The organism is Mesorhizobium sp. M7A.F.Ca.MR.245.00.0.0 (genome assembly GCF_003997415.1).
Classification (GTDB): Bacteria; Pseudomonadota; Alphaproteobacteria; order Rhizobiales; family Rhizobiaceae; genus Mesorhizobium.
In genome coordinates, this window is sequence record NZ_RZTE01000001.1 from 1 (window position 1) to 25339 (window position 25339).

General features: G+C 64.5%; 24 protein-coding genes and 1 tRNA gene. 6 read left to right on the top strand and 19 right to left on the bottom strand.

All coding sequences use genetic code 11. The features are described from left to right. Positions 1–206: 206 nt before the first annotated feature. The 11 genes from EOB80_RS00010 to EOB80_RS00060 all read right to left on the bottom strand — a co-directional run bounded on the left by EOB80_RS00010 (position 207) and on the right by EOB80_RS00060 (position 12352). Complete coding sequence (locus tag EOB80_RS00010; protein ID WP_127326223.1) at positions 207–1019, bottom strand: enoyl-CoA hydratase family protein; 813 nt, start codon at positions 1017–1019, stop codon at positions 207–209. Continuing rightward, positions 1016–1486 carry a MarR family transcriptional regulator gene (locus EOB80_RS00015; RefSeq protein ID WP_023811475.1) on the bottom strand — a complete coding sequence of 157 codons (471 nt, stop codon included), beginning with the start codon at positions 1484–1486 and terminating at the stop codon, positions 1016–1018. Before EOB80_RS00015 ends, EOB80_RS00010 begins: the two co-directional genes overlap by 4 nt. Further along, positions 1480–2253 carry an SDR family NAD(P)-dependent oxidoreductase gene (locus EOB80_RS00020; protein WP_127326224.1) on the bottom strand — a complete coding sequence of 258 codons (774 nt, stop codon included), beginning with the start codon at positions 2251–2253 and terminating at the stop codon, positions 1480–1482. Before EOB80_RS00020 ends, EOB80_RS00015 begins: the two co-directional genes overlap by 7 nt. Then, positions 2250–4544, bottom strand: a complete 2295-nt coding sequence (locus EOB80_RS00025) for a bifunctional salicylyl-CoA 5-hydroxylase/oxidoreductase (RefSeq protein ID WP_127326225.1) — start codon at positions 4542–4544, stop codon at positions 2250–2252. Before EOB80_RS00025 ends, EOB80_RS00020 begins: the two co-directional genes overlap by 4 nt. Before the next feature lie 141 nt (positions 4545–4685). Next, a complete protein-coding gene (locus EOB80_RS00030) occupies positions 4686–5285 on the bottom strand; it encodes a VOC family protein (protein WP_127326226.1) in 600 nt (199 codons plus the stop codon). A 78-nt stretch (positions 5286–5363) separates the two neighbouring features. Next, entirely contained in the window at positions 5364–6200 is an 837-nt protein-coding gene (locus EOB80_RS00035; protein ID WP_127326227.1) for an ATP-binding cassette domain-containing protein, read from the bottom strand. Then, entirely contained in the window at positions 6193–7071 is an 879-nt protein-coding gene (locus EOB80_RS00040) for an ABC transporter ATP-binding protein (protein WP_127326228.1), read from the bottom strand. The genes EOB80_RS00035 and EOB80_RS00040 overlap by 8 nt, the downstream gene beginning before the upstream one ends. Then, positions 7068–7916 (bottom strand): ABC transporter permease, encoded by an 849-nt coding sequence (locus tag EOB80_RS00045; RefSeq protein ID WP_127326229.1) that lies wholly within the window; start codon positions 7914–7916, stop codon positions 7068–7070. Before EOB80_RS00045 ends, EOB80_RS00040 begins: the two co-directional genes overlap by 4 nt. Continuing rightward, the gene (locus tag EOB80_RS00050; RefSeq protein WP_027039637.1) at positions 7909–8916 is read right to left on the bottom strand and encodes an ABC transporter permease; all 1008 of its coding nucleotides are present in this window, start codon (positions 8914–8916) and stop codon (positions 7909–7911) included. Before EOB80_RS00050 ends, EOB80_RS00045 begins: the two co-directional genes overlap by 8 nt. Before the next feature lie 220 nt (positions 8917–9136). Beyond that, entirely contained in the window at positions 9137–10666 is a 1530-nt protein-coding gene (locus EOB80_RS00055; RefSeq protein ID WP_127326230.1) for an ABC transporter substrate-binding protein, read from the bottom strand. Positions 10667–10777: 111 nt separating this feature from the next. Continuing rightward, the gene (locus EOB80_RS00060; protein ID WP_127326231.1) at positions 10778–12352 is read right to left on the bottom strand and encodes an NAD(P)/FAD-dependent oxidoreductase; all 1575 of its coding nucleotides are present in this window, start codon (positions 12350–12352) and stop codon (positions 10778–10780) included. A 119-nt stretch (positions 12353–12471) separates the two neighbouring features. Here EOB80_RS00060 and EOB80_RS00065 point away from each other — a divergent pair, with 119 nt between their 5' ends. The 5 genes from EOB80_RS00065 (at position 12472) to EOB80_RS00085 (ending at position 19154) form a co-directional block, all read left to right on the top strand. Beyond that, positions 12472–13263: a cyclase family protein gene (locus EOB80_RS00065; protein WP_127321408.1), complete on the top strand. Its 792-nt coding sequence runs from the start codon at positions 12472–12474 to the stop codon at positions 13261–13263. 15 nt (positions 13264–13278) lie between these two features. After that, the gene (locus tag EOB80_RS00070) at positions 13279–14850 is read left to right on the top strand and encodes an NAD(P)/FAD-dependent oxidoreductase (RefSeq protein WP_127326232.1); all 1572 of its coding nucleotides are present in this window, start codon (positions 13279–13281) and stop codon (positions 14848–14850) included. After that, positions 14850–15332, top strand: a complete 483-nt coding sequence (locus EOB80_RS00075; protein WP_127321410.1) for a MarR family transcriptional regulator — start codon at positions 14850–14852, stop codon at positions 15330–15332. Before EOB80_RS00070 ends, EOB80_RS00075 begins: the two co-directional genes overlap by 1 nt. Positions 15333–15427: 95 nt before the next feature. After that, entirely contained in the window at positions 15428–17581 is a 2154-nt protein-coding gene (locus EOB80_RS00080; protein ID WP_127326233.1) for an indolepyruvate ferredoxin oxidoreductase subunit alpha, read from the top strand. After that, positions 17574–19154 carry an indolepyruvate oxidoreductase subunit beta family protein gene (locus EOB80_RS00085; protein ID WP_127326234.1) on the top strand — a complete coding sequence of 527 codons (1581 nt, stop codon included), beginning with the start codon at positions 17574–17576 and terminating at the stop codon, positions 19152–19154. Before EOB80_RS00080 ends, EOB80_RS00085 begins: the two co-directional genes overlap by 8 nt. A 120-nt stretch (positions 19155–19274) precedes the next feature. Here EOB80_RS00085 and EOB80_RS00090 read toward each other — a convergent pair whose 3' ends face one another. From EOB80_RS00090 to EOB80_RS00120, 7 genes are all read right to left on the bottom strand, one after another. Continuing rightward, a complete protein-coding gene (locus EOB80_RS00090) occupies positions 19275–19562 on the bottom strand; it encodes a hypothetical protein (protein ID WP_127326235.1) in 288 nt (95 codons plus the stop codon). Positions 19563–19674: 112 nt separating this feature from the next. Next, entirely contained in the window at positions 19675–20091 is a 417-nt protein-coding gene (locus tag EOB80_RS00095) for a periplasmic heavy metal sensor (RefSeq protein WP_245466195.1), read from the bottom strand. Between the two features lie 35 nt (positions 20092–20126). Further along, positions 20127–20579 carry a hypothetical protein gene (locus EOB80_RS00100; RefSeq protein WP_127326237.1) on the bottom strand — a complete coding sequence of 151 codons (453 nt, stop codon included), beginning with the start codon at positions 20577–20579 and terminating at the stop codon, positions 20127–20129. Between the two features lie 86 nt (positions 20580–20665). Further along, entirely contained in the window at positions 20666–21208 is a 543-nt protein-coding gene (locus EOB80_RS00105) for an RNA polymerase sigma factor (RefSeq protein WP_127326238.1), read from the bottom strand. 45 nt (positions 21209–21253) lie between these two features. Further along, positions 21254–21685, bottom strand: a complete 432-nt coding sequence (locus EOB80_RS00110; RefSeq protein ID WP_127326239.1) for an acid-shock protein — start codon at positions 21683–21685, stop codon at positions 21254–21256. Positions 21686–21848: 163 nt separating this feature from the next. Further along, a complete protein-coding gene (locus EOB80_RS00115) occupies positions 21849–22037 on the bottom strand; it encodes a DUF2158 domain-containing protein (RefSeq protein ID WP_023811455.1) in 189 nt (62 codons plus the stop codon). Positions 22038–22172: 135 nt separating this feature from the next. Beyond that, positions 22173–22248, bottom strand: a tRNA-Thr gene (locus EOB80_RS00120). A 331-nt stretch (positions 22249–22579) separates the two neighbouring features. On the opposite strand from EOB80_RS00120, the gene EOB80_RS00125 reads away from it, so the two are divergent. Continuing rightward, the gene (locus EOB80_RS00125) at positions 22580–23719 is read left to right on the top strand and encodes a hypothetical protein (protein ID WP_164762470.1); all 1140 of its coding nucleotides are present in this window, start codon (positions 22580–22582) and stop codon (positions 23717–23719) included. A gap of 14 nt (positions 23720–23733) precedes the next feature. On the opposite strand, the gene EOB80_RS00130 is transcribed toward EOB80_RS00125, so the two are convergent. Then, positions 23734–25335 (bottom strand): cisplatin damage response ATP-dependent DNA ligase, encoded by a 1602-nt coding sequence (locus EOB80_RS00130; RefSeq protein WP_127326241.1) that lies wholly within the window; start codon positions 25333–25335, stop codon positions 23734–23736. Positions 25336–25339 lie beyond the last annotated feature (4 nt).

The following is a 25339-nucleotide window of genomic DNA, read 5'->3' on the forward strand; positions in this document are numbered from 1 at the left end:
TTGCGCTCTACGGCGCCCCCCTCTGTCCTGCCGGACATCTCCCCCTCTAGGGGGGAGATTGGCAGCTTCGCCGCCACGGCTCATCCTGCCACGCTGGTGGTTGGCGAAAACCGACGCAACATCCAATCTCCCCCCTAGAGGGGGAGATGTCCGGCAGGACAGAGGGGGGCGCTGTCCCGCCAACATCTCCACGGAATGCATCATCCTCAATCCCCCTCGAACACCGGCTTTTCCTTGGCCACGAACGCCTTGTAGGCGCGCTCGAAGTCGCGGGTCTGCATGCAGATCGCTTGTGCCTGGGCTTCCGCCTCGATCGCCTGGTCGAGACCCATCGACCATTCCTGGTTGAGCTGCGTCTTGGTGATGCCGTGCGCAAAGGTCGGGCCGGAGACGATGCGCGCCGCCATATCGAGCGCGTCGGCCTCCAGCGAGGCGGCATCGACCAGCCGGTTGTAGAAACCCCAGCGTTCGCCTTCCGCCGCCGTCATGGTGCGGCCTGTGTAGAGCAGTTCTGCGGCGCGGCCCTGGCCGACGATGCGCGGCAGGATCGCGCAGGCGCCCATGTCGCAGCCGGCGAGGCCGACGCGGGTGAACAGGAACGCGGTCTTGGCTTCCGGCGTGGCGATGCGGATATCGGAGCTCATCGCAATGATGGCGCCGGCGCCGACCGCGACGCCGTCGACCGCCGCAATGATTGGCTTGCCGCAATTCAGCATCGCCTTGACGAAATCGCCGGTCATGCGGGTGAAGGCGAGAAGCTGCTTCATGTCCATCTTGACCAGCGGGCCGATAATGTCGTGGACATCGCCGCCGGAGCAGAAATTGCCGCCATTGGAGAGGAACACCACGGCGTCGACATCGTCGGCATAGACGAGGTCGCGGAACGTGTCGCGGAGTTCCGCATAGCTGTCGAAGGTCAGCGGGTTCTTGCGCTCCGGCCGGTCGAGCCGGACCTTTGCGATCCTGCCCTCGACCTCCCAGAGGAAATGCTTCGGCTTGCGCCCGGCCATTGCGGTCATTCGCGTCCCTCCCAGTTGCTGCGAAACGAGGTCAGCATGCCGGTCAGCCGGCGCGCGTCGTCCTCGCTGACCTTGCCCAGCAATTCACCGATCCAGCCTTCATGCGCCGCGGCGATTGTGGCAAAGGCTTGCGTGCCTTCCTCGGTCAGCCGCACCATCGACGTGCGGCGGTCGCCATTGCGCCTCGCGCGGGCGACAAGTCCTTCCGAAACCAGCCGGTCGACGATGCCCGTGACATTGCCGTTGGAGACCAGCAGGAAGCGCGACAGGTCGCTCATCAGCATGCCTTCCGGCGCGCGATAGAGGGCTGCCATCACGTCGAAGCGCGGCAGCGTCGTGTTGAACTCCTTCTTCAGCCGCTCGCGCAGCTCGGCCTCGATCGTGCGCGAGGCTCGCAGCAGCCTGATCCACAGCCGCAAGCGGTCCTTGCCGGGTCCCGACGGCGCGGGCAGGGGGCCGGCTACCATGTTTCGCCTCCTGAGATGGAAATCGCCTGTCCGGTTATCGACTGGGCGGCGTCGCCGCAGAGCCACAGCACGGCGGCGGCGACCTCCTGCGGCTGGATGAAGCGGCCTTGCGGGTTGGTCGAGGCGAGGCTTGACCGCGCTTGCTCGACCGAGCGGCCGGTCTTCTCGATGATGCGCTGGATGGACTCTTCCAGCATTTCGGTTTCCACAAAGCCTGGGCACACCGCGTTGACGGTGACGCCCGATTTCGCCGTTTCGGCGGCAAGAGCTCGCATCAGGCCGACGACGCCATGCTTGGCGGCGACGTAAGGCGCAACATAGGCGTAGCCTTTCAGTCCGGCCGTGGAGGCGATGAAGACGATCCGCCCCGCCTTGCGCGCGGCCATCCCGGCCAGCGCCAGTTTCACCGTCAGGAAGGCGCCAGTCAGATTGACGTCGAGCGTCCGCTGCCAGTCGCTGAGCGCGGTTTTGTGCGCCGGCGCGCTGCCGGACATACCGGCATTGGCGACGACAATGTCGAAGGGTCCGCGCGCGGCTTGCGCCCTCTCGTAAAGCGATGCCATCGCCGCCTCATCGGTGACGTCCGCGGGGATGCCGTAGATGCGGTCGTTTTCCCCGGCCACCTCAGTGAGTCCCGCTTCCCGGCGGCCGCAGATGGTGACGTCGATGCCGGCAGCAGCCAGCGCCAGCGCGATGGCCCGCCCGACGCCGGAGCCGCCGCCAGTGACCAGCGCATGCTTGCCGGGTATCGTCGCGGCGGCCGTCATACTTTCAGCCCCGCTGCGGCGTCGCGCTCAGCCAGACGGTAGAGCTGGTCGCGCCCGGGCAGATAGGGATCCGGCCATTTGACACCACGGTCGCCGAGCGTCACGGCGGCATGTAGCGTCCAGTAGGGGTCGGCGAGATGCGGCCGTGCCAGTGCGACGAGGTCGGCGCGGCCGGCCATCAGGATCGAATTGACATGGTCCGGCTCGTAGATGTTGCCGACCGCCATCGTCGCCATACCGACTTCGTTGCGGATGCGGTCGGAAAACGGCGTCTGGAACATGCGGCCATAGACAGGCTTGGCCAGTGCCGAGGTCTGGCCGGCCGAGACGTCGCAGATGTCGACGCCGGCCTCGTGCAGCAGCCGTGCGATCTCCACCGCGTCGGCCGGTGTGACACCTTCGATGCCGACCCAGTCATTGGCCGAAATGCGCATCGAGATCGGCTTCTCCGTCGGCCAGGCGGCGCGCACCGCGCGGAAGATTTCGAGGGGATAGCGCATGCGATTGTCCAGCGAACCGCCATAGTTATCCGTGCGCCGGTTGGTGACCGGCGTGATGAAGGACGACAAAAGATAGCCATGCGCGGCGTGGATCTCGAGCATGTCGAAGCCGCAACGATCGGCCATCTCGGCCGAAGCCACGAATTCGTCGCGCACGCGGTCCATGTCGGCGCGATCCATCGCCTTCGGCACCTGATTCTGCGGCGACCACGCCACGGCCGAGGCGGCGATCACCGGCCAGTTGCCGGAGACCAGCGGCACGTCGGTGCCTTCCCAGCCAAGCCGGGTCGAGCCCTTGGCGCCGGAATGGCCGATCTGGGCGCAGATCTTGGCTTTGGTTTCGGTGTGGACGAAATCGACCAGCCGCTTCCACGCCACCTCATGCTCGGGCGCATAGAATCCCGGACAACCGGGCGTGATACGGCCTTCCGGGCTGACGCAGGTCATCTCAATATAGAGGAGCCCGGCGCCGCCCTTGGCCCGCTCGGCATAATGGGTGAAATGCCAGTCGGTCGGACAGCCGTCGACGGCCTTGTACTGCGCCATCGGCGACACGACGACGCGGTTCTGCAGCCTCATGTCGCGCAGCTTGAACGGCGCGAACATCGGCGCGCGGCGCAGGCTGTTGCCGCCGGCACCCGCCTGGCGTTGGAACCATTCTTCGGCGCTTTCAAGCCATTTGGCATCGCGCAGCCGCAGATTCTCGTGACTGATACGCTGCGAGCGGGTCAAAAGCGAATAGTTGAACTGCACCGGATCGAGGCCGAGATAGCGCTCGACCTCCTCGAACCATTCCAGCGAATTGCGCGCCGCCGATTGCAGCTTCAACACCTCGGTGCGGCGGGCATCCTCATATCTGCGGAAGGCGGCATCCAGATCCGGCTCGGTTTCGACATACTCGGCCAGCGCCACGGCGCTTTCCAATGCGAGTTTGGTGCCGGAGCCGATCGAGAAATGCGCCGATGCCGCCGCATCGCCCATCAGCGCCAGGTTCTTGTAGGACCAGCGCTCGCACAGCACGCGCGGGAAATTGATCCAGGCCGAACCTCGGATGTGGTTGGCATTGGTCATCAGCGCGTGGCCGCCGAGATGTTTTTCGAAGATCCGCTCACAGACAGCGATCGATTCCTGCTGCGACATCGCGCCGAAGCCGAAGGCAGCCCAGGTTTGTTCGCTGCACTCGACGATGAAGGTCGCGGTGTCGCTGTCGAACTGGTAGGCGTGCGCCCACACCCAGCCATGCTCGGTCTTCTCGAAGATAAAGGTGAAGGCGTCGTCGAACTTCTGGTTGGTGCCGAGCCAGACGAACTTGCATTTGCGGGTGTCGATGTCGGGCTTGAAGATGTCGACGAAAGCGTTGCGCGCCCTGGAGTTCAGGCCGTCGGCCGCGACGACCAGATCATGCGTCTCCATGTAGGGCTTGGGATCTGCAATGTCGGTCTCGAACATCAGCTTGACGCCGAGTTCGCGCGCCCGGCGCTGCAGCAGGACCAGCAGCCGCTTACGGCCGATGCCGCAGAAACCGTGACCTGACGAGACCGTGCGCACGCCGTCATGGATGACGGCGATGTCGTCCCAGTAGGCAAAGTGCTTCTTGATCCAGACAGCGCTGACCGGGTCGTTTTTCGACAGATTGTCGAGCGTCTCTGCCGACAGCACGACGCCCCAGCCGAATGTGTCGTCGGCGCGGTTGCGCTCGAACACCGTCACATCGTGCGCGGCGTCCCTCAGCTTCATCGAAATGGCAAAGTAGAGGCCGGCTGGTCCGCCGCCGAGAACCGCAACCTTCATGTCTGCGATCTCCTCTTCGCTTGCTGGAGTTCAGTATCGCGCCGGCGACACGATATTTCAAGCTTAAAGTTTTATATCAAAACGATTGTCCTGACATGGCGAAAGCGCGCCTGCGTGTCATCGCGCAAGCGCGCTGCTGGATCACTTTTCCGGGTTCTTCGGGCTCCACAGCACCGTCTCGGCGCCCTTCTCATAGGCCATGCCATCGGGATAGCTGATCGCCTCCAGTTGCAGACCCCACGGCGCCTGGAAGTAGAGGATGGTCTGGCCGGCGGCGGGCCCTTCCTTGACCGGCAATGGTCCCATCCTTGTCTTGACGCCCTTGGCTTCGAGATAGGTTTTGGCAGCAGTCACGTCGTCGACATAGAACGCGATGTGGAAGCCGCCAATGTCGCTGTTCTTCGGCGTCAGGTCCTTCTGGTCCGGTGCTGTGTATTTGAACAGCTCGATGTTCGAACCATAGCCGCAGCGCACCATGGTGACCTCTTCGATCACCGCCTTCGGGTCGACGCCCAGGAGATCCTGCATGAAGGTGCCCTTGTCGTCGGCGAACGGACCGAACGACATCGCCTTCTTGCAGCCGACCACTTCGGTGAAGAAGTCGACCGCCTGCTTCATGTCGGGAACGGTGATGCCGGTGTGGTCGTGGCCGCGCATGCCCGGGATCGAATCCGCCGAGGCAATGCTGGCGCTGCCGAGCATCGCGGCGGCGAGCGTTGCAATTGCGATTGTGGTCTTCATGTCAGTCCTCTCCATTTGGCGGGACTTGGGTCTTTGTGGTCGCACGTCCGAGGCCCGCTCGTCGGCGTGCGTATGCATTCATGTCGGTGCCTTGGCGGCGGAAGGAATGTCCAGCCAGCTCGCATCGATCTCGGGCAGCGGAATGGCCGCGATGAGATCGCGCGTGTAGCTTTGTCGCGGCTTGTCGAACAAGGCATCGGTGGCGCTGGCCTCGACGATCACGCCTTCGCGCATGACGATCACTTGCCGGCACAGCCGCCGGATGACAGACAGATCGTGGCTGATGAAAGCGACGGTCAGCCCCATTTCCGCCGCCAGCTTTTCCAGCAGCGTCAGGATTTGCGCTTGCGTCGACACGTCGAGCCCTGAGACGATCTCGTCGGCCAGCACGAATTTAGGCGACAGCGCCAGCGCACGCGCAATGCCGACGCGCTGGCGCTGGCCGCCGGACAATTCGTGGCGATAGCGGTTGGCGAAGCTTTGCGGCAGGCCGACGCGCTGCAGCGCCTCGGCAACGCGCGCCTTGAGATTGTCGCCGAGGCCATTTTGCTTGAGTGGCGCGGCGATGATGCTGGCAATGGTGCGGCGCGGGTTGAGCGACGACATCGGATCTTGAAAAATCATCTGCAGATTGCGCCGCAGTGGCCGCAGTTCCGCCTCCGGCAGATGCGTGATGTTGCGGCCGTCGAAAGTAATGTTGCCTGCGCTGGGTTCCAGCAGGCGCACCAAAGCGCGGCCGAGCGTCGACTTGCCGGAACCGGATTCGCCGACGATGCCGGTCACCGAGCCCCTGGGCAGGTCAAAATCCAGGCCCTTCAGGATTTCGACCAATGGCGCGCGGCCGATCAGTGGCTTGCGCGTCATGTCGGGCAGCGCGACCTTCAGCCCGCGCACGGAGAACAACGGTTCAACCATGCGGCCGCCTCCAGGCTTGGTCGGCGGCAGCGATCTCCGAAGCAAGCCCGGCCAGCACCGCCTCGTCCACCGGCTTCAGCGAGGCGAAAGGATCGGTGTAGCGTGGCGTCGCCGCCATCAGCGCTCGCGTGTAGGGATGCTGCGGTGCTGCGAAGAGGGCAGCCGTGTCGGCCTCCTCCACCACCTTGCCGGCATAAAGCACCGAGACCCTCTGGCTGATCTTGGCGACGACGCCGAGATCATGGGTGACGAACAGGATCGCCGTGCCATGCTCGCGCTGCAACTGCACGATCAGCCGCAGGATTTGTTTTTGCACGGTCACATCAAGCGCCGTGGTCGGCTCGTCGGCGACGATCAGCCTTGGCTCTGCGGCGAAGGCGGCAGCGATCAGCACGCGCTGGCGCATGCCGCCGGAAAGTTCGTGCGGATAGCTCTTCAGCACGCGGTCGGGATCGCGGATCTGCACCTCGTCCAGCAATTGCCGGATGCGGGTATCGGCCTTCTCGCCACTCCAGCCGAGGATGCGCACCAGCCGGTCGGTCATCTGCGAGCCGATGCGCCGCGACGGGTTGAGCGCGGTCAGCGGGTCCTGCGGGATCAGCGCCGTGCGCGCCCCGATCAGCGTGCGTCGTGCCTTGGGTTGCAATTTGCCGAGGTCTTCACCCTCGAGCAGCATGTCGCCTTCGACAATGCGCACGCTCGACGGCAGCACACCGAGCACCGCCTTGCCGATCATCGTCTTGCCGGCGCCGCTTTCGCCGACCAGCGCGCGCACTTCGCCGGGCTGAACGGCAAGCGACACCGAGCGCAATACGCGCTGGCCGTTGGGCAGCACCGCGCTCAAACCCCTGATGTCGAGGCAGGCGCTCATCGCAGCACCGGATCGAAACGCGTCTTCAGCGCCTCGCCGAACTGGCTGAACGACAGCACGGTCAGGATCAGCGTGATCAGCGGGAACACCAGCACCCACCACGCCTGGTGGATCGACAGCCGGCCCTCGGCGATGATGCCTCCCCAGGTCGGATCGTCGGTCGAGATCGACAGATTGACGAAGGACAGGATCGCCTCGACGATAACGGCGATGCCCATTTCCAGCGACAGCAATGCGACGATCGACGGCACCACATTGGGCAGCACTTCGCGCAGCATGATGCCGATGCGGCCGTAGCCGGCAATGCGGGCATTCTCGACATAGTCCATGCGCGACTGACCCATTGTCTCGGCACGGATCACCCGGCAGAAACGCGTCCAGTCGATGATGGCGATGGCCAGGATGACGGAACTCAAGCCCGTGCCGAGCACCGCCACCAGCAATATGGCGAACAGCACCGGCGGAAAGGCCATCCAGACATCGACGACGCGCGAGATGATGCGGTCGGCCCAACCGCCGAAATAGCCTGCGATCAGGCCTAGCGTCGAACCGACCACGCAGGCGGCGATGGCTGCGGCGAATGCGACGATGAAGGCGATGCGGCCGCCGAAGATCAGCCTCGACAACAGATCGCGGCCGAGGCTGTCGGTGCCGAGCCAATAGCCGGGTTCGGCTCCATTCATCCAGAATGGCGGCAGTCGTTCCAGCATCAAATCCTGTGCCAGCGGATCCTGCGGCGCGACAAGCGGACCGAAGATCGCGGCCAACAGCGCCAGCAGCAGCCAGCCGCCGGCCAGCCACAGGCGTGGCGACACACCTCGCCTTCGAGCACGGCCCTCATCCATGGCGCAGCCTCGGATTGAGCAGCGCATACATCATGTCGACGCTGAGGTTGATCAGCACGAACAGCAGCGCGAAGACCAGCACGATGCCTTGAATCAAAGGCAGGTCGCGGTTGATGACCGCGTCGATCGCCATATTGCCGAGGCCCTCATAGGAGAACAGCCGTTCGACGATGACGGTGCCGCCGATCAGGAAGGTGAACTGCACGCCGACCAGTGTCAGCGTCGGCAAAGCGGCATTCTTCAAGGCCTCGCGCAGGATGACCTGCGTTTCCGAAAAACCCTTCACCCGTGCCAGCACGACGTAGTCGAGGTCGAGCACTTCCTTCAGCGACTGTTTCAGCAGCTGCGAGATGATTGCTGCCAGCGGCAGCGCCAGCGCCACGGCCGGCATCAGCATGTGCTTCAGCAGATCCCAAGTGAGGTCGAGGCGCAGGCGCAACAGGCTCTCGAACAGATAGAACTGGGTGACGAAGGGCAGGTCCAGTTGCGGCGACACCCGCCCGGAAATGTCGAAGATCGGCACCAGCACGCCGAACAGCAGGATCAGCACCAGGCCCCACAGGAAATCGGGAATCGAAAGCGCCGCGCCGCTGGCGATGTCGATGCCGGCCTCGACCGCCGTGCCGCGTTCGCGCGCGCCGATGATCGCCGTCGTGCCGCCGATCGCCACCGCCATCACAAGTGCGACGATGGCGAGTTCCAGCGTCGCCGGCAGCCGGTTGAAGACGAGGCCCAGCACATCCTGCCGCAGCGAAATCGAAGTGCCGAAATCGCCCCGGGCCACGCCCGACAGCCAGATGAAGAATTGCTGGACGATGGTCTTGTCGAGGCCGTAGAGCGCGCGCAGCCGGGCAATGTCGGCATCCGTCGCGCCGGGCGGCAGCATCATGGCGATCGGATCGCCGGGCGCGACGCGGATCACGACAAAGACGACGACGGCCACGCCGAACAGCGTGATCAGCATCGTCAGAAGACGGATCAGGAATCGTTGCAGGAGCATTCTGGCGCAGGCCTAATGCGTTTCAGTGATTAATCGGACGAACAGCCCCCTCATCCGGCCGCTTGCGGCCACCTTCTCCCCGAGGGGAGAAGAGGTCGCTGACGGCTGAGCCAGTCTCTTCTCCCCAGCGGGGAGAAGGTGGCCGAAGGGCCGGATGAGGGGCCCTGCGCAAGTTGGGAGAAGACACGCCGTCTCGCGACGGGGCGCCTTCCCATATTGGTCAGGCCGGGGTCATCAGGGCCGGCAGCAGCGCGCCGGACACATGCTGCACCACATTGACGCCCTTGGCATGCACGATCGGCTGCGCATACTGGATCAGCGGCAGCACATAGGCCTGCTCGGCGATGTATTTGTCGACAGCCTTCCAGCCGGCGATGCGCTTGGCCTCGTCCTTTTCGCCCCACAGCGGGTTGATCATGTCGATCAAATCCTGGCTGTCCCACACCGAATGCGGGCTCGGGCCGTACATGGCAAAGCCGGTCGAGGTGGTCGGATCGCCGATGGCATTGCCCCAATTGTAGAAGGCGGCCGGCGCAAGCTTGTCGGCGGCGCGCAGTTCGTAGTGCTTGGCGATCTCGTAGACTTCGATCGTCGCCTCGATGCCGACCTTGCGCCACATGCCGACGATCGCCTGGATCATCTCATAGTCCTTGGGCTTGAAGCCCTTGGTCGTCTGGATGGTGAACTTGACCGGCTTTTCCGGCGAATAGCCGGAAGCGGCTAGCAATTCCTTGGCCTTTTCCGGATTGTGCTCGACCTTGATCGACGCGTCGTAGGATGCGTATTCCGGCGTTTCCAGCGTATCGATCGGCTGGCCGTAGCCGCGCAGCAGGCGATCGACCAGAAGCTTCTTGTCGACGGCCATCACGGCGGCCTGGCGGACGTTCTTGTCCAGCATCGCCTCGATGTCGTTGAAGAAGATCATGCCGATGTCGGAGACGTTCTTGCACGAGCCGGCAAGCCCTTCCTTGGCGATCAGCCGGTCGTACTCCTCGTAGGGGATTTCGAGCGTCACCTGCGAGGAGCCGGATTCAATCTCGGCGACGCGGCTTGCCGCGTCGGCGACGAACTTGATCGTCACATTCTCGAAGGCCGGCTTGCCGCCCCAGTAGTTCGGGTTTGCCTTCAGCCGCAGGAAGGCGTTGCGCTCGAACTTTTCGACCATATAGGGGCCGGTGCCGATCGGCGCCTTCTCGAAACCTTCGGCGCCGACCTTCTCGTAGTAGGCCTTCGGCATGATGTAGCCGGTCAGGAACGACATCCATTTGAAATAGACAGGGTCGAACTGCACGACGTCGCCCGTGATTTTGTTGCCGTCGATCTTGAAGTTGTTGACGTTCTTCCAGACGAACTGGATCGGATTGCCGGTCTTTTCGTCGCCTGCCCGCTGCAGCGACCAGACGACGTCCTCGGCAGTGAACGGCGAGCCGTCATGCCAGGTCACGCCCTCGCGCACCGTCATCATTATCTTGGTGCGGTCGTCGTTCCAGCCCCATTCGGTGAGCAGGCCCGGCGCGAAGGAAAGGTCGGGTTTCTGTGGGATGAACTGGTCGAACACCGACTGGTACAGCCCCTGGATGGTCGGGTTGACGGCCGAGGGGCCGGTGGTTGGATCCCAGGATGGCAAGTTGACGTTGTAGGCGATGGTCAGTTCGCCGGCAGCCGCCCTAGCGATCGGCGGCAGGCCGACGGCGGCCACCCCGAGTGCCGCGGCGCTGTATCCCAGCAATTCACGTCTGTTGATTGTCATGGTCGTTCCCCTTGTTGGTTTTGTTTCTGCGCGCGGCGTCTTAGTTCATTGGTTCAGGCTTCTTGGGCAGCAGCGCCTTGCCCCTTGTAGCCTCAAGGAAATCCTCGGCTCCTACCTCCCGCCAAGCTGTTGTGCGAGCATGAAGCCCGACGCCGCACCGGTGCCGGCGCCCGGCCATGTCGCGGCTCCAGTGAGGTGCAGATGCGCCACCGGCGTGTTCCAGCCGGCATAGCCGCGGGCCGGGCGGAACAGGAAGTTCTGCGCCAGATGATGGCTGCCGCAGACCTGGTCTCCGCCGACGAGGTTGGGGTTCTCGCGCTCCAGATCGATGGGCGAGAAGACGGCACGGCCGAGGATCTTGTTGCGCAGGCCGGGAGCATAGGTCTCGATGATGTCGAGGACACGCTCGGCGTAGGCTTCCTTCACCTTGTCCCAATGGTCCGGCGCGATCTTGCCGGCGGCATCGCCCAGGATTTCGGCGGGCAGCATGCGCACCTGCACCCACAGCACATGCTTTCCCTGAGGCGCCCGCGACGGGTCGATCGCCGTCGGCTGGCCGACAACCAGCACCGGCTCGTCCGGCAGCATGCCCGCCATCGCCTGCTGATAGGTGCGCGACATGGCGTCGAGCGACGGAGACAGATGCACATAGGCGAACTGCCGAAGCTCCGCTCCGGCGCGCCAGTCCGGCAGATCGTCGAGCGCCAGGTGGATCATCATGGTGCCCGGCGCGTGGCGGAATGTTTGCATCGCCGTATCGAAGCCGGCATCGCCCGAACCGTTCGCCAGCAGCTTGCCGGTCAGCGCCTTGGGCGCGACGCCGGCGATGACCGCCTTGGTGGCGCTATGCGTTTCACCCGAGGCGAGCCGCACGCCGGTAGCCTTGCCGGCTGAAACCGTGATTTCCGCTACCTCGGCCCCGGTGACGATCCTGCCGCCGGCGGAGGTTACCATGCCCGACAGCGCCTTGATGATGGTGTCGGCGCCGCCCTTGCCCAGCACCATGCCGAAACTCTGGTTGGCCATCGATTCCAGATAAGGGAACACAGCACCGCCGGCGATGTCCGGCGCGAAGTCGAGATGCATGCCCCAGGTGGCGAGCGTTGCCCTGATATGCGGCGACTCGAAATTCTCCTCCAGCCAGGCGCGGGGTGAGGACAGCAGCAGCCGGCCCGTATCGAGCGCGCCGGCAATGCCCTTCTTGCGCCACAGGTTCCACGCCGTGCCGGCAAGCGCGCGGGCACTCATCGGCGAACCCAGCAGCCGGAACAGATGCTCGGCCTCCGCCGGGAAGGCGGCGACCAGCCTGCGCCATGTGGCGGCGTCGGCAGCGGAGAAGGCGGCGATGCGCGCGGCGGTCTTTTCCAGATCGTTGCTGACGCCGAACCAGCGTCCGTCGGGGAATGCGCTGGCGAAACAGTCGGCGACCGGGGCGAACTCCAGCCCCTGCGCTTTCAATTCATTTGCATATTTCCGGTGGAAGGCCGAGCCGGCGAAGAGGCTGAGATTCATCGCGCCGAAATCGTGGCGGAAGCCGGGGAGGGTGAATTCGCGCGTCTGGATGGCGCCGCCGATTGTTGCACTGCCCTCGAAAATCCCGGTTTTCCAGCCTTTGAGCGCCAAATGCGCGGCGCATGCCAGACTGTTGTGGCCGGCCCCGACAAAGATGGCGTCGAACTGGCTCACGCCTCGTCCCCATTTCCTTTATGCTTAAAGATAATTGCAGATGCATATGTTTTCGTCTAGTAGGATATTAAGGGCCGAGACGAGCCTTGATCATCACACGAAAGAGGGAACTTCAGACCATGGATACGCAAAAACTCCTCGGCGAAGTCGCCAGCCAGCTTCTTTCAGGCGCCATCAAGGTGGTCGACCTGTCGGCGCCACTCGGGCCGGACACGCCGTTGATCAAGCTGCCGCCGGAACTCGCCGTCGACACGCCGAAGGTCGAGATCCACAATATTTCCCGTTACGACAAGAACGGTCCGTGGTGGGCCTGGAACTGGTTGAAGCTCGGCGAGCATTCGGGTACGCATTTCGACGCGCCGCAGCATTGGATCTCCGGCAAGGATTATCCGGACGGCGCCACCGACACCATTCCGGCGCAGAATTTCGTCGGCCCGGTCAATGTCATCGACTGTTCGAAGGAAGCCGCCGCCGACCACGATTTCCTGCTCACCGTCGACCACATCAAGGCCTGGGAAGCCGAGCATGGCGCGATCAATGCCGGCGAATGGGTGGTGATGCGCACCGACTGGTACAAGCGCAACGGCTCGGAAGCCGAGTTCCTCAACGCCAACGAGACCGGCCCGCACACGCCCGGCCCGACGGCCGAAGCCATCCAGTTCCTGATCAGCAAGGACATCAAGGGCTGGGGCTCAGAGACGATCGGCACGGATGCCGGCAAAGCCGGCGGCATGGAGCCGCCATTCCCGGCGCACACGCTGATGCACAAGGCCAACCGCTACGGCCTCGCCAGCCTCTGCAATCTCGACCAGCTGCCGCCGAAGGGCGCCATCCTGATCGCGGCGCCGCTCAAGATCGAGCACGGCACCGGCAGCCCGATCCGCGCGCTGGCGCTGGTTTCGAAGGGCTAAGCGAAAGCGTTTGCCGTGACCCAGCCGGATCACATCATCGTCGGCAGCGGCATCAACGCGCTGGTCTGCGCGGCGATGCTCGGGGGCAAAGGGGCGCGTGTGCTCGTCCTGGAGCGCAACGACCGCATTGGCGGCTGCCTGCGCACCGAGGAGATCACCGCGCCCGGCTTCATCCATGATGTGATGGCGACGACCTTCGTGCTGTTCATCACCTCGCCGGCCTTTGCGGCACTGGGCGCCGACCTCGCGCGCCACGGGCTGGAGTTCTGCCACACCGGCACGCCGACCGGCGTGCTGCGGCCGGACGGCAGCCATGCCGTGCTCAGCACCGACCGTGCCGCCAACGTCGTCGCCCTTAATGCGATCGCGGCAGGCGACGGTGACCGGCACGCGGATGATGTCGGCGGCATCGAGCGCAATGCCGACCTGCTGTTCGGCCTGCTCGGCGGCAGCCTGTGGTCCTATCCGACAGCGAAGCTGCTGGCCGGTGATGGCTGGCGGCGTGGCCCGCGTGGCCTTGCCGCCTTTCTCGGCGAGGCACTCGTGCCGGCGCGCGGCTGGCTGGAAAGCACCTACCAGTCCGAAACCATTCGTGCGCTGTGGGCGCCCTGGGTGCTGCATGCCGGGCTCGGCCCCGAAGACGCCTTTTCCGGCCAGATCGCCAGGGTTATCGCCTTCGCGCTTGAGGCGGCGGGCGCGCCGATCGTCAAGGGCGGGGCAAAAAACCTGCTGGCGGCCTTCGAGGCCCTGATCCGGGAACGCGGCGGCGACATCCGTACCGACGCCGATGTCGCTTCGATTGTCCAGAGTGGTGGTCGCGCAACCGGCGTGCGACTGGCATCGGGCGAAACGATCACGGCCAACAAGAGCGTCATCTGCTCGGTCACACCGACCCAACTCTATGGTCGGTTGCTCGGCAGCGAGGCTCCCAAAGCCGATGTCGAGGCGACGCAGAAATATCGCTACGGCAAAGGCAATTTCCAGATCCACTACGCCTTGGACAAACCGCCCGCATGGCGCGGCGAAGGCCTGGACAAGGTCGCGCTGCTGCATTTGACGCCTGGGCTGGATGGCGTCTCGAAAGCCTGCAACGAGGCGGCGCGCGGTATGCTGCCGGAGGTGCCGACCATCTGTGTTGGCCAGCCGCATGCGCTCGACCCGTCGCGCTGCCCGGAAGGCAAGGCGGTCCTCTGGCTGCAACTACCCGAAGCTCCCCGCCACATCAAGGGCGACGCCGCCGGCAAGCTGCAGGCACCAGCGGACGGGCAATGGACCGATGTGCTGCGCGAAGCCTATGCCGATCGCGCTGAAGCGATCCTCGCCAGCCATATCGAGGGCTTCAAGGACAGCGTCATTGCGCGGCGCGCCTATTCGCCGGCCGATCTCGAGGCGATGAACATCAATCTGGTCGGCGGCGATCCCTATGGCGGTTCCTCGACCATCGACCAGTCCTTCCTTTGGCGGCCGTTCAAGAGCAGCCGCAACCATCAGACCGGCATCAAGGGCCTCTACCATATCGGCGCCTCGACCCACCCGGGCGCGGGCCTTGGCGGCGGTTCCGGCTTTCTCCTGGCGGGGAGGCTGTAATGGAAGAGAAGGTCACTGAGAAGCGCCAGCGCATTTCGACCCTGGGGCAGATCGGCCTGCAGCAATTCGCGCCCTATCTGATGAACCGCATCATGGGCCGCTACAACGCCACCCTGCGCGACGATTTTCGCAAGCAAGGCCTGACCATTCCGCAGGTCCGCACGCTGGCCGTGCTGTCGGTCACCGACGGCATCACCGTCAACGACCTCTCGGTCTATACGGTCATCGAGCAATCGACCTTGAGCCGGACGCTCGACTCACTGGAGGGCCAGGGCCTCGTACGGCGCGAACAGGGTGTCACCGACAGCCGCATCCGCCATGTGTTCCTGACCGACGAGGGCCGCGCCGAGTTCGCGCGCGCCTGGCCGGCCATGCATGATGCGTTCGAGGCGATGTTCGACGATATCGACGACGCTGAATATTCCGCACTCATCGCCACGCTTTTGAAGATGCTGAAGAACATTCGCAAGCACGACATCTAGCATGACCCCGAAAAGTGGATCCCGGTTTTCGGAAGAGGTCAAGCAGATAGACCTACGCGCCGCCAGCGCAGGGCGGTAACGGAAGGATTGAAAAAATGGCCGAACGGTCTTTTGCCAGGGAAGTCGAGAAGCTCCGGCTCGGCGCCGGCGAGGAGTTTGCCGGCGAAGGCATCCTCGCCATCACCAAGGCGCTGCTGCAATGCGGCGTCGGCTATGTCGGCGGCTATCAAGGCGCGCCGATCAGCCATCTAATGGACGTGCTGGCCGATGCGCAGGACATTCTGGGCGAACTCGGCGTGCATTTCGAAGCCAGCGCTTCGGAAGCCACCGCCACCGCCATGCTGGCCGCCTCGGTGCACTACCCGATCCGCGGTGCCGCAACCTTCAAGTCGACGGTCGGCACCAATGTCGCCTCAGACGCGCTGGCCAATCTCGCCTCCGGCGGCGTCACTGGCGGCGCACTGATCATTGTCGGCGAGGATTATGGCGAAGGCTCCTCGATCATGCAGGAGCGCAGCCACGCCTTCGCCATGAAAAGCCAGGTCTGGCTGCTCGACCCGCGACCGAACCTGCCGTCGATCGTCAAGGCGGTGGAGGACGGTTTCGAGCTGTCGGAGATTTCCAACACGCCGGTCATGCTGCAGGTTCGTATCCGCTGCTGCCACGTGCATGGCCATTTCATCGCCAAGGACAACAAGCGGCCTGACATGACGGTCGCCGATGCGCTCGACGCGCCGCGCCGCGACACCGGCCGCATCGTGCTGCCGCCCGCCTCCTTCCTGCATGAGAAGGAGAAGGTGCAGAAGCGCTGGCCGGCGGCGGTGGACTTCATCACCAAGAACAAGATCAACGAGTTCTTCGGCTCGGATCATGGTTCGGTCGGCATCGTCATGCAGGGTGGCATGTACAATTCGGTCATCCGCGCGTTGCAGCGGCTCGGCCTTGCCGACATTTATGGCGACACCGATGTGCCGCTCTATGTGCTCAATGCCGTTTATCCCTTGATCGATGACGAGTTCCTGTCGTTCTGCGAGGGCAAGCAGTCGGTGCTGGTCGTCGAGGAAGGCCAGCCCAACTACATCGAACAGGCCTTTGCCTCGATGCTGCACAAGGCGGGTCGCGGCACCAGGCTGGTCGGCAAGGAGCATCTGCCGATGGCCGGCGAATATACCGGCCAGGTCATGCTCGACGGCATCGGCGCCTTCCTGCGCGCCGAGGCGCCGCATCTTTTGCCCGGCGAAGTGCGAGCGCCCAACAAGGTCGGCGACGGCGTCGACGCAGCCGACCTGATCAACGTCGTGCCGGGCCGTCCGCCGGGCTTCTGCATCGGCTGCCCGGAACGGCCGATCTTTGCCGCGACCAAGCTGGTCGAGCAGGAACTCGGCAAGCACCACATAGCCTCCGACATAGGCTGCCATCTGTTCTCGATCATGCCGCCCTTCGAGCTCGGTGCCACCACCATGGGCTATGGCCTGGGTCCGGCCTCTGCCTCAGCCTTCAATTCGCCCGATGCCAAGCGCCGTTCGATCTCCTTCGTCGGCGATGGCGGCTTCTGGCACAATGGCCTGACCTCCTCGATCGGCAATGCGGTGTTCAACAAGAACGACGGCGTCATCGTCATCGTCGACAATTTTTACTCGGCGGCCACGGGTGGGCAGGACATCCTGTCATCGCGCGCCGGCAACAAGACCAAGTCGACGAAGCATCCGATCACCGAGGCGGTGAAAGGCATGGGCGTCAAATGGCTGCGCCATGTCGACCGCACCTATGACGTGACCAAGATGCAGGACACGCTGCGTGAGGCGCTGACGACGGACGAGAAAGGGCCGAAGGTCATCGTCGCCTCGTCCGAATGCATGCTCAACCGGCAGCGCCGCGAAAAGCCGCTGGTCGACAAGGCGATCAAGGGCGGGACCCGTGTGGTGAAACCGAAATTCGGTGTCGATGAGGACATCTGCACGGGCGACCATGCCTGCATGCGGCTGTCCGGCTGTCCCTCGCTGTCGGTCAAGTCAACAGACGATCCGCTGCGCGACGATCCGGTCGCTCATATCGACCAGAGCTGCGTCGGCTGCGGCAATTGTGGCGAGGTCGCCGATGCGGCGGTGCTCTGCCCATCCTTCTACCGCGCCGACGTCGTGCACAATCCGAGCCGCTGGCATCGCTTCCTGGAAGCCGCGCGCCGGGCCACCATCAGCCTGTTGCAGCGCCGCCGCGAAAGCCGGCGCCTGACCTTCGCCGATGCTTGACGCCGTCCCCCCACTTCGCGCCCGCGCCGGCGCTCAGGATAGCGAGCGTGTCACCAAGCTCGCCGTGCTGGCGGTCGGCGGCCAGGGCGGTGGCGTGCTCGCCGACTGGATCACCGATGTCGCCGAGCGCAACGGCTATGTTGCGCAATCGACCTCGGTCGCCGGTGTCGCCCAGCGTACCGGCGCCACCATCTATTATGTCGAGATGGCCCGCGACACCGGCCGGCTGCCGGTCTTCGCGCTGTCGCCGTCGCAGGGCGACGTCGACATCCTGATCGCCGCCGAATTGATGGAAGCCGGCCGTGCCATCATTCGCGGCTTCGTCACGCCCGACCGCACCACGCTGATTGCCTCGTCGCACCGCATCGCCGCCGTGTCGGAAAAGATCGAACCGGGCGATGGCCGGGCTTCGTCCTCCAAGGTGCATGCGACGGCGGAAGCCGCATCGAAGCGCTTCATCGCTTTCGACATGGAAAAGATCGCAGCCGACAATGGCTCGATGATCTCGGCCAGCCTGCTTGGCGCGCTAGCGGGGTCCGATGCGCTGCCCTTCACCCGCGAGAGCTACGAACAGGCGATCGGTGCCGGCGGCCGGGGCGTCAAGGCCAGCCTTGCTGCCTTCGGCGCTGCGTTTGACCGCGCGCGCGGTACGGCAGCACCGGCGCAGAAGCCGGCTGAGCCCGCGATTGTCGAATCTGCCCTGGGCACAGGACAGGTGAGTGGCCCGCAAAACCTGCTGCAGGGCTGGCAGGCCTTGGCTGCCCGCATCGACCTGTTGCCGGTAGCCGTACGCGACATGGCACTTCGGGGCTTGAGAAAGGTCGTCGACTATCAGGACATCGCCTATGGGCGCGAGTATCTCGACCGGTTGGACAAGGCCGTCGCGCTGGACGGGCCGCTTCAGGGCTATGGCCTGTCGATCGCTGCTGCCAAGCATCTGGCCAACGCGCTGTGCTACGACGATATGATCCGCGTCGCCGATCTCAAGACGCGCTCGACGCGCGGCAAACGTGTGCGCCGCGAGGTCGGCGTCAAGGATGGCTCGATCCTGCAGGTGACCGAATATTTCCACCCGCGCATCGAGGAGTTCTGCGGCACGCTGCCGGCGGGTCTGGGCAGCTACATCGAGGACCGCCCGAAGCTCGCCGCCTTTCTCGATCGCCGCATCAATCATGGCCGCCGCATCCGCACCGACAGTTTTGCCGGCTTTGCCGCTTTGTGGTTCATCGGCGGCCTGCGCCGCTGGCGCCGTAGTCTGCTGCGCCACAAGGTTGAGGTCGCGCATCTCGATCGCTGGTACGCGCTGGCTCTCGACCATGTGCCCCAGGACTACGCACTGGCCGTCGAGATCCTCAATTGCCGCCGGCTGATCAAGGGCTACAGCGACACCCATGTCCGGGCACAGTCGAAATTCGACCGCGTGCTGTCGGCGCTCGACCTGGTCAAGGGCCGAGCCGACGCCGCCGACTGGATCCGCCGCCTGCGCGAGATGGCGCTGAAGGACGAGAAGGGCGACATGCTCGACGGCGCGCTGAAGACGGTGGCGACGCTGGGGCCGGACCCAATCAGCTGAGATATCTAGCGGGCGTCCACGGATTGGAGCGGCGCTAACCTTAACTCCGGGCTGGCTGACAGGATTGCCCGTGCGCCGGCGCTGACGCGGGGCCAGGTGCCTGACCCCGCGGTGCTTTGATCAGTAATGGTGCCAGCGGCGCCAGTGATGGTGCGGGTGCCAGCCATAGACCGGAGCGTGCCAGTAGTGGTAGCGCGGGCGCACGATGACGACGCCGTTCGGCACGCAACGGCCCCATCGGTTCGGGTGCCAGCCGATGCCGCACCCCCAGCGGACATGCTCGACCAATGCCGGGGCGGCCGGTTGGGTTACAGACATGACGGGCATTGCGTTGGACGCGGTGGCGGTCACGACAGTTCCACTGACCGCCAGGATAGCGGCTGCTGCATAGTTTTTCAGGCGACTCATAATTGGGCTCCGAGTGCATTCGAGTTTGAAGATGGCCGCCCGGCACGGTGCGATCGGGCAGGCTTGTCCCTTCTCTTCATTAAACGGCGTCTCGAGCATTTTCCGTCGGCCGTCATGGCGATTTTTTTGGCGCAACGGCAGCGCGGCGTTCCATGTGGCGCAGCAATGCCTGCGCCAGCACGCTCCGGTTTTCGGGTGATGTGTTCGCCGCGAAGTCGACGATGGCCTGCTCGAGCCGGGTGCGAACCGTCGCGTCGGCGTTGCGTGCCCGCTCCAGGGCAGCCGACACGGCGGCCTCGTCCATGACAGGCTGTTGCAACAGGTCCGCTGCCTGCTGCCTCGCCTGCTGGCCATCCAAAATGATCTGACGGGACTGCACGCGAACCTGGCGCAGCGCCTCGCGGAACGCCTTGCGATCCTGGTCGGGAAGCTGTCGGCCGGCCGATTCCAGCGAGACACCTGTTTTGGCATTTCTCAGCCAGACCGCACCGCCGACGAATGCGCCTGCAAGAAAGACGTTCAGCACCACGGAAGCAATGACCAGGCCACGGATCCAGCGCGGGCTCATAGGTTTTCCTCACCGTTCTCGGCATCGGGGCCGGCATCGCCAAACGCCGTCGCATTGGCATCCAGCACATAATGGTCCGGCTGGACCTCCGGCGTGACGATGGTCACCAGGGCCAGCCCTGCCACGGCACCGGCCACACCAATGCCGGCAAGTCCGAGTCCCAGCCACCAGAACCACTGGCGCCTGCGCTGGACGAGGTGCCGGCCGGCAGCCTGCAGAATGCTGCCGTGCAGTGCCTTGTCCGGGGCGTCGACGCGGTAGCTGTCGAGCAGCGCGTCAAGTGTCCCGGCCTGCCTCAAGATGGCCTTGCCCGCGCCGCTCGCGGCAAAGACCGTGCCGGCCATTCGCTCAGCCGCGGGCCATCGCCGCAAGTCGCCGCCATAGGCCTGGGCCAAGACGGCAAAGCGCCTGGCATCCATTGCGGGTTCGTTCCTGGATCCTTCAGCCATGTGTCGCCCCCTTGCCCGTCGGCGCCGAGCGCCAGGCGGCACCAGCAAGGCGCAATGGCCGTGGTGCGTTGGTGCTTGCCCGGTGCTTACTCATCGGCGCCATCCCCCGCCAGGATCGCCTGCAGCGACCGCCTGCCGCGCGCAAGCAGGCTCTCCAGGGCATCGACGCTGATCTGCAAGGTCGCTGCCGCCTCGATATTGGACATCTCCTGATAGTAGACCAAAACGATCGCTTCGCGCTGGCGCGGCGCTATGGCTTGCAGCGCCCGTTCGACCCGAAGCGCGTCCTCCTGGCGAGGGGCGTCGGGAAGTGCTGCGGGGTCGACCATTTCCGGCAGGTCGCCGGTCACCCACTCGCGCCTGCGACGCAGCCGGTCGTAGCAAAGGTTGAGCGTCACCCGGTGGATCCAGCTGTCGAAGCGCGCATTGCCGCGCCGCCAGCTCGCGGCATGGCGCCAAATCCGCACGAAGGTTTCCTGCGCGACATCCTCGGCCTCCGCCGCATCGCCGAGCATGCGCGCGGCAAGCGCCAGGATACGCGGCAGCTTGCGCGCGACGAGGGTTTGCACGGCTGCCGGCTCGCCGGCGCCAACACGGCGAACCAGCTCCTCGTCCGGATCCGCAGCCATCAGTCGGCGCACTCCCGATATTCATCGCGCGTCATTGCCTCTTGGTCATTGCTCCTGCTTGGGAGCGGTTTTGTGGCCCGGCAGTTCGTCGGCCGTCAAAATGCCGTCGGCATTCTTGTCCAGCCGGGCGAAGCGCCTGGCGAAGAATGCGTCGAGTTCGGCGCGATCGATCAAGCCGTCATGGTTGGAATCGATCCGCGCGAAGGATTTGGCGGCGTCGCCTTTGGCGTTGCGCTTCGTCTGAAAGGCCTCCCATTCCAGCAGGCTGATCTTGCCGTCGCCATCCGTGTCGGCCGCCATGATCGCCTTTTCGCGCCGCTTCTGGAATTTGGCCAGCGTGATGTCGGACCTGGTCCCCGAAGCGCCTGGCGCGGCAAGTGGCGCGGCGGTCGGCGGTGCAGGCGGCGTCGTTGCCTGGGCGAAAGCCGCAACGGTCTGCAAACTCAAGGCAACGACTGCTATCGAACGGCGGATCATGCTGTGCGTCTCCAGGTTGGCGCGACGCAGACGGCTTGTGCCGCCATCGCGCTTCAACCGTTAAACGCCGCGACCCGGAAAATCCGTCGGTCGCGCCTGCTGATCCGTTCACGCCCGGACAAAAGAGGGTGCCCATCCCGGCTCGATCGGGATGGAAGGAACTCTAGTCCGACTGGTCGGCCGCAATCAGTTGTTCGGGCTTGAACCCGGCATGTTGCGGGGTCCACACCTCGCCCTCGCGATTGAACCAGTGGCACAGATACATGCCCGAGGCTGCCCCATCGCTGATCGTCATCCTGGGACCTCCGGATTTCAGCCTGACGACGTCTCCGGTCTTGAAATTGTTGGGCATTTTTGACCTCCCATGCTGAGGCCATGATTTTCACACCAAACCGGTGTCTCGACAATGGCAGATCTGCCAGGCCGGCGCCGCAATCCTTTGCACCAGCTGCGAAGGGGCAGACAGACGACAAAAATGGAGGAGGAATGGTGCCGCTTGCGTGACTCGAACACGCGACCCCCGCATTACGAATGCGGTGCTCTACCAACTGAGCTAAAGCGGCCCAGGAAGCCAAGGCCTCCAGGATGCGGCGGTGATAGACGCAACCGGGCGCGAATTCAAGATGCGACTTGGCAATTCCTGCGTCGGCGTCGTGGCACCCTCGAAAGCCGGCCGCCGCCTTGTCCGCCAATCAATCGCCAAGGGAATGCGGCGCACGGTGCGTGTGCTCCCTGTGCGCGAAAATCGGCGAAACATGCTGATTTTGTTGCCGGAACAGCGCCGGAATGGACTTTGCACACCTCTGCGAGGCAGAATACGCCGCTCGCCCGTTGATTGATTGGTCGCCTGCGGCTAACGATCACGGCAAGGTTGGCAAAGACAGAGGGACCCGCTTGGACGCGATCGAAAAAGCGATCCGGAACGCCTTGGAGAAAGGCAATGCCGAGGACCGCGCGTTCCGCGAGAGGGTCTATCGCTCGGCTTTTGCCGCGCTCGATCGCGCGCTCCAGGCCAATCCCGGTGTGACCGTTGAGGTCGCCATCAAGCGCCGCAAGGCAATCCAGGCGAATATCACCGAAATCGAATCCGAGTTCCTGCCGGCGGTGCCGGATGTCGGTCCGCAGGGCGATGCACCGGCGGTCGAATTTGGAGCGGACCCGGCGCCCGCGGTCGAAACCGGCCGACAGGCATCGTCCCCCGATGTCGTCGTCGACGGACCCGTGCAATCCGCTGCCGATGCGCCGCGCTCCCGCGTTCTGCCCGTCGTTCCCGATATCATGCCGGAGGCCACGCTTCCCGATGCTCCGGCCATCGACATGTCGGTTCCGGCCTCGGCCGGCGCGACAACGGAAGTGGCGCCCGACCGCGATGAACGGCGCATAAGGGGGCGTCGCCTGCCGCTGACCGCCATCTTCCTGACCGTAACACTGCTCGCCGCGGTTGGCATCGGCCTGTTCTTCGCCGTGCAGACCGGCGTGTTCAAGACATCCGCGCAACTCGACACCGCCCCGCCGCAAGCGCCGCCGACCGTCGAGGACGACGATTTCACACCGGCCGACGGCGGTCCGGCAAAACCCGGCGCCGCGGACCAGGCGCGCGACTGGATCAATGTGTTTTCGCCGGCCGATGCATCCCATGTCAGCGCGCAGTCTGACGCCAGGGCCGAGGTGATGAAGGACGATACCGGTTCGTTCCTGCGCATCCGTTCCGGCGCGTCTGGTTCGGCGATCAGTTTCGACGTCGGACAAGGCGTGCTGGAGAAGCTGGCCGGCAAACATGCCGTGTTCGACATCATTGCCCGCTCCGAAGAAGGCAAGGAGACGCAGATTTCGGTCGACTGCAATTTCGGCGAACTCGGCGACTGCGGCCGCAAGCGCTATGCGGTCGGCCAGCAGCAGAACGAATATCTGTTCGATGTGCAGTTTCCCGACAAGCGTCCGGGCTCGGCCGGCACCATTGCCATCAATTCCGACTTCGACAAGCAGGGTAAGGCCGCGGACATCTACGAAATCCGCGTTTCGATCGAGCCGTAAGAGCGCTGAACGGTCTAGCGGTCGAGCAGCGCCTGCAGCGTCTCGATGCGGTCGGCCTCGTTGGCCGGCTTGTCCCAGCGCAGCCGCGAAATGCGGGGAAAGCGCATGGCAACGCCGGATTTGTGCCGGGTCGAGCGGTTCAGCCCTTCGAAGGCGACTTCCAGCACCAGGCCGTTGTCGCGGTCAGCCCGCACCGAGCGCACCGGCCCGAAACGCTCGATCGTGTTGTCGCGGACATATTTGTCGATCTGCTTCAACTCCTCGTCGGTGAAGCCGAAATAGGCCTTGCCGACCGGCACCAGTTCCTCTTCGCCTTCGGCACCTGTCCAGACGCCGAACGTATAGTCGGAATAGAAGCTCGAGCGTTTGCCGTGGCCGCGCTGGGCATACATCAGCACCGCGTCCACCGTGTGCGGATCGCGTTTCCATTTGAACCATGGACCTTTCGGCCGGCCGGCGACATAGGCTGAGTCCCAGCGCTTCAGCATGACGCCTTCGATGATCGGATGCGGCGGCACCCGGCGCAGTTCCTCAAGCGTTTGCCAATCCGTGAAGTCGACGAATGGCGAAAGATCGAAACGGCTCGGGTCGAGCGTTCCGACAAACGCTTCCAGCCGGCCGCGCCGCTCGCGAAACGGCAGCGCGCGCAGATCCTCGCCGCCGACCTGGAGCAGATCGTAGCAGCGCATGAAGGCCGGGTATTGCTGCTGCATCTTCGGTGTCACCGTCTTGCGATTCAGCCGTTGCTGCAGATCCGAGAAGGTTCCCGTCGCCTCTCGGGGATCGCCGACAAGCAGTTCGCCGTCCAGCGTTGCGGAAAAATGCATGGCATCGGCGAGGTCCGGAAAGGCGCCGGAAACATCGTCACCGGTGCGCGAATAGAGCCGGCGGATGCCGCCCTCGGCCACCGCCTGGACACGGATGCCGTCCCATTTCCATTCGGCGGCATAATCCGCCGGATCGAGCTTTTCGAGATCGCCGTCACCGACCGGGTTCGACAGCATCACCGGGCGAAACAATGCCAACGCCGTGTTCCTGGGCTTTTCGGCCTTGCCTTCCAGCCACGCGAACAGCGCTGTGTAAGGCGGCGTCAACCCGTGCCAGAGTTCCTCGATCTCGGCCACGTCGACCTTGCCGAAATCGGCCAGCGCCTGTTTGGCCAGCCGCGCCGACATGCCGATGCGCAAGCCGCCGGTGACCAGCTTGATGATGGCGAAGCGCGCCGAGATGCCCGCGCTGTCGAGCAGCCCGGCCAGCACCTTCGGTCCGTCGGAGCGGCTTGCCGCCTGCAGTTTGGCCACGACTTCGCCAAGCGTAGGCTCGCGGTTCGCGATGTTCCCGGGCGTTTGCGGCCAGACCAGCGACACCGTTTCGGCGAGATCGCCGACATAATCGTAGGAATAGCCGAACAGCACCGGATCCATGCGTTCGGTGACCAGCATGCGCAACATCGCCGGCTTGATCGCGGCGATGTGGAGATCGCCGGTGATGGCAGCCAGCGCCAGCCCGCGATCGGGATCCTCCACAGCGCGGAAATAGTCGGTCAGCAAGGTCAGCTTGCCGTTGCGCGACGGCGTCAGCACCAGGCGGTCGAGAAGCTCGGCAAAGCGGTTCATGGCT

Coding starts and splice junctions, on each gene's coding strand:
- EOB80_RS00010 (WP_127326223.1), bottom strand. CDS start 1,019: ATGACCGCAATGGCCGGGCGCAAGCCGAAGCATTTCCTCTGGGAGGTC.
- EOB80_RS00015 (WP_023811475.1), bottom strand. CDS start 1,486: ATGGTAGCCGGCCCCCTGCCCGCGCCGTCGGGACCCGGCAAGGACCGC.
- EOB80_RS00020 (WP_127326224.1), bottom strand. CDS start 2,253: ATGACGGCCGCCGCGACGATACCCGGCAAGCATGCGCTGGTCACTGGC.
- EOB80_RS00025 (WP_127326225.1), bottom strand. CDS start 4,544: ATGAAGGTTGCGGTTCTCGGCGGCGGACCAGCCGGCCTCTACTTTGCC.
- EOB80_RS00030 (WP_127326226.1), bottom strand. CDS start 5,285: ATGAAGACCACAATCGCAATTGCAACGCTCGCCGCCGCGATGCTCGGC.
- EOB80_RS00035 (WP_127326227.1), bottom strand. CDS start 6,200: ATGGTTGAACCGTTGTTCTCCGTGCGCGGGCTGAAGGTCGCGCTGCCC.
- EOB80_RS00040 (WP_127326228.1), bottom strand. CDS start 7,071: ATGAGCGCCTGCCTCGACATCAGGGGTTTGAGCGCGGTGCTGCCCAAC.
- EOB80_RS00045 (WP_127326229.1), bottom strand. CDS start 7,916: ATGGATGAGGGCCGTGCTCGAAGGCGAGGTGTGTCGCCACGCCTGTGG.
- EOB80_RS00050 (WP_027039637.1), bottom strand. CDS start 8,916: ATGCTCCTGCAACGATTCCTGATCCGTCTTCTGACGATGCTGATCACG.
- EOB80_RS00055 (WP_127326230.1), bottom strand. CDS start 10,666: ATGACAATCAACAGACGTGAATTGCTGGGATACAGCGCCGCGGCACTC.
- EOB80_RS00065 (WP_127321408.1), top strand. CDS start 12,472: ATGGATACGCAAAAACTCCTCGGCGAAGTCGCCAGCCAGCTTCTTTCA.
- EOB80_RS00075 (WP_127321410.1), top strand. CDS start 14,850: ATGGAAGAGAAGGTCACTGAGAAGCGCCAGCGCATTTCGACCCTGGGG.
- EOB80_RS00080 (WP_127326233.1), top strand. CDS start 15,428: ATGGCCGAACGGTCTTTTGCCAGGGAAGTCGAGAAGCTCCGGCTCGGC.
- EOB80_RS00085 (WP_127326234.1), top strand. CDS start 17,574: ATGCTTGACGCCGTCCCCCCACTTCGCGCCCGCGCCGGCGCTCAGGAT.
- EOB80_RS00090 (WP_127326235.1), bottom strand. CDS start 19,562: ATGAGTCGCCTGAAAAACTATGCAGCAGCCGCTATCCTGGCGGTCAGT.
- EOB80_RS00100 (WP_127326237.1), bottom strand. CDS start 20,579: ATGGCTGAAGGATCCAGGAACGAACCCGCAATGGATGCCAGGCGCTTT.
- EOB80_RS00105 (WP_127326238.1), bottom strand. CDS start 21,208: ATGGCTGCGGATCCGGACGAGGAGCTGGTTCGCCGTGTTGGCGCCGGC.
- EOB80_RS00110 (WP_127326239.1), bottom strand. CDS start 21,685: ATGATCCGCCGTTCGATAGCAGTCGTTGCCTTGAGTTTGCAGACCGTT.
- EOB80_RS00115 (WP_023811455.1), bottom strand. CDS start 22,037: ATGCCCAACAATTTCAAGACCGGAGACGTCGTCAGGCTGAAATCCGGA.
- EOB80_RS00130 (WP_127326241.1), bottom strand. CDS start 25,335: ATGAACCGCTTTGCCGAGCTTCTCGACCGCCTGGTGCTGACGCCGTCG.